Source organism: Sphingobium sp. FG58 (assembly GCF_057809055.1).
This window is the reverse complement of the sequence record NZ_JBMDJF010000045.1, coordinates 1-3,006: the sequence shown is the minus strand read 5'-3', so window position 1 is coordinate 3,006 and position 3,006 is coordinate 1. Positions and strand designations below refer to the sequence as shown.

Annotated in this window: 3 protein-coding genes; all 3 read left to right on the top strand. The window is 56.8% G+C overall.

Annotated elements, in window-relative coordinates:
* Positions 1–100 precede the first annotated feature (100 nt).
* The 3 genes from ACODR8_RS19830 (at position 101) to ACODR8_RS19820 (ending at position 2,954) form a co-directional block, all read left to right on the top strand.
* Positions 101–928: a DMP19 family protein gene (locus tag ACODR8_RS19830; RefSeq protein ID WP_489008838.1), complete on the top strand. Its 828-nt coding sequence runs from the start codon at positions 101–103 to the stop codon at positions 926–928.
* Between the two features lie 328 nt (positions 929–1,256).
* Positions 1,257–1,802, top strand: a complete 546-nt coding sequence (locus ACODR8_RS19825) for a helix-turn-helix domain-containing protein (RefSeq protein WP_489008837.1) — start codon at positions 1,257–1,259, stop codon at positions 1,800–1,802.
* Between the two features lie 51 nt (positions 1,803–1,853).
* Complete coding sequence (locus ACODR8_RS19820) at positions 1,854–2,954, top strand: MFS transporter (protein WP_489008836.1); 1,101 nt, start codon at positions 1,854–1,856, stop codon at positions 2,952–2,954.
* The last annotated feature ends 52 nt before the right edge of the window (positions 2,955–3,006 follow it).

The following is a 3,006-nucleotide window of genomic DNA, read 5'->3' as shown; positions in this document are numbered from 1 at the left end:
CAGGCCGTCAACCTAACCTGCTGATACCCCTCAACTTAATTTCCGATCAGGCTCTAAGGCTCGATGGGAATCCGATGAGCTTTGGGAAGCTGTTGACTCGTTGTCATCGTTTGCGGCGCTAGCACATCAACAGGGTGGTCTGCGCGCTGATGAAATTGCTCCAGAGATACTTTGGAACAGTCAAGTCACATACTATTATGGCCAAGTCCGTCAGAATGGGCATTACATTTATGTCGGCAATTCTGGGTATAAACCTCATAATGTAGAGGCATGCCGTGCTGGATTGATGGCATGCGGCGCATCCGAAATTGCTGAAATCTACAATGATCTTGCCAATCTGGTGCCTCAAGTCGGTTATGATATTTCAGAGTGGAACTCCCGTTACGATGAATTTCGCAAATCATCGCCACTACGCAAGGATTTCGATGCACTAAACACCCGGCTTTTTGCTGTCGATCATGAAAGCTTTCTCCGGCGCAGAATTGAGTGGATCAAGTCACTTCCTCACTTGGAAGTGGTCCCAACCGACGCCATGCACCATCGGTTGGAACGTCTATTCTCAGCCAACCCCTTACGAGATGAGCGACGCGCCATTTTGTTGGAGGAGGAACGCCAACAGGCGGAGGCTTACAGACGTCAACAAAATCAGCGTCTGTCCACCGTGGAGGATAGAAGGCACGCGAATAAGATACTCGCCAGCTTGCGCCGACTGTTCAAAAACGACCCTCGTAAAGTGGATGTAATTTTTGACATAATAAGAGATCGCACAATTGCATGGCAGGTTGTTGGTGACGCTTATAAAGGTTGGTATCTAGCCATTGATGCAGATCAAGGCATTGCCTTACTTTACGGGAACGATGAAGTAATAAGTGGCCCAAAGAAGTTAACTGAATCTGAGAGTGCTTATTTCACCGATCTTGCGTCATAGGTTTCGTGACATCCTAACTGCCGACAATCACATGAAACGCGCCGGTCCATGCTGGCGGTCGCGGCCAGGTGCCAGATCAGCGCCGACGCCCCCTGACGGAAAACCCTGCCACCGGCGTTGTCGGACACTTTCTCAATCCGACAGTGATTTTCAGACATTCCACGGGATCGCAGGACCGCACAATTCGTGCGCGCCGGATTTTCGGCGGAACCGCGTGGCGACTGCCTGAGATTCATGTGTTTGTCGGTCAGCATCCCATTCTGGTCCCATCCGCTCCAACATGCCTCAATCGCTGTCTTTGAAAATATAGTTCGACTATGCTGCATTCATGATTCCCGATCTTCCCGTGGGAAGGGCGTTACGTCGCTTCCGCCGTCTGAACGGCATCAAGCAGGGCCATGTCGCCGAGTTGCTTGACGTGTCGCAGGGCAGCGTATCGCGATGGGAAAGCGGCGCACATGAACCTGAAACCTGCCACCGTGATCGTATCGTAGCGATGATCGCGGCGAACGCGAACAACGATGCCGACGCGGCGCTGAGGCGCTTGGTATCCAGTTCAACTCTCGCCGTGCATCTCGTATGCGACGCGACGCACCGGCTATTAGCCGCATCACCATCCCGCGTGGCGAGCTGGGCGACTAGCGAAGACAAGTATCTTGGACAATCACTGTGGCGCTTTGCCAGTCCGGAAATCGTGGTAGCAGAGGCCGGTCTTCGGGATCACGGTTGGTTCGAGCGCCCTTGCCAGCGCCTCCAGTTCGAGACTGGTTCCAACGATAGCGACATCGTGATTGTGCATCCTAGCCTCATGCAGTGGGAAACGGTGCCACTTTCAGATGGGCGTATCGGACGGCTCACCACCACGATCGACTGACGCATATTTTTTTCGTGGGCGAACGCTGGCGGGGTTTCTAGTCCTTCCGTCATGCAGAAACGCTGGCCCACAATCCTGTTCCTCTGGCTCATCGGTGTACTTGCCGCCGCACAGCTGGCGAAATTCTCAACGATCGCGCCGCTATTGCGCGATCGTTTCGGCCTATCGCTGCCTGAAACGGGGTTGTTGATCTCGCTGCTCGAGGTGGGTGGAGGCCTGTTCGGTTTCGCCGCAGGGCTGGCGCTTGGCTGGATAACATGTCGACGGTCCCTGCTTGCGGGGGTGGCGATCTTGGCCTCCACGAGTCTTGCGGAAGCGCTGGCGACAGGTCCGGCCATGCTCTTCGCTGCGCGCGCGGCAGAAAGTGTCGGCTATCTACTCGTCGTTATTGCCGCGCCGACTGCCATCGCCGCAGTAGCCGATGATCGCGAACGCCCACGCGCTCTGGCCCTGTGGAGCAGCTTCGTGCCGGTAGGGATCGCGATAGGCAGCGTCATCACCGGTTTCGGGGTGACCGCCCTTGGCGTGCGAGGCATTCTCTTAATGTGGGCGGGACTTTTGGTCTTTGTGATCATTCCGGTGCTGCGTCTGCCGGTGGTTGATGGCGATAGCTGGCGGATCGTGCTGCCTGCCCCGGCGGCGTGGTACTCCACCTTCGCGTTCGGCATCTACACATTATTCCTCTGCGCGCTGACCATGCTGCTGCCGACTTTTTTGATCGGGGAACGCGGTGCGGCGGTGAACGAAGCCAGTCTGGTCGCGTCGCTTGCGTCGCTTTGTGCGCTGCCAGCCTCTGGTTTTGCCATCTTGCTGATCCGGCGGGGAGTATTGTCGGTCCGACGCTTTCTAACGATTGCCGTGCCCGCCCTCACCGGAACGGCGCTGCTGGTCCCCTTGGCCTTTGGCCGTGTGGCAGACATGAACACGACCAGCGTTGTTGTTGTTATTGCGGTCCTGTTAAGCGGCCTCGTGTCACCGCTGATGTTCGCGCGACTGCCCATCCTGGCGGGAGCCGAAAGCCCTCATGATCCGCGCATCGCAACCGCCAACGGCCTGCTGACGCAGTTTGGCGCTGGGGGCGCACTCATCGGTCCGCCACTGGGCGGTCTGATCGCAGAGGAATGGGGTTGGAATGCGTTGGGCATCGCCTGATCTGCCCCCCGCTGAGTGGCCCAGAGACTGTGATAGTCTGGACCACGAAAGG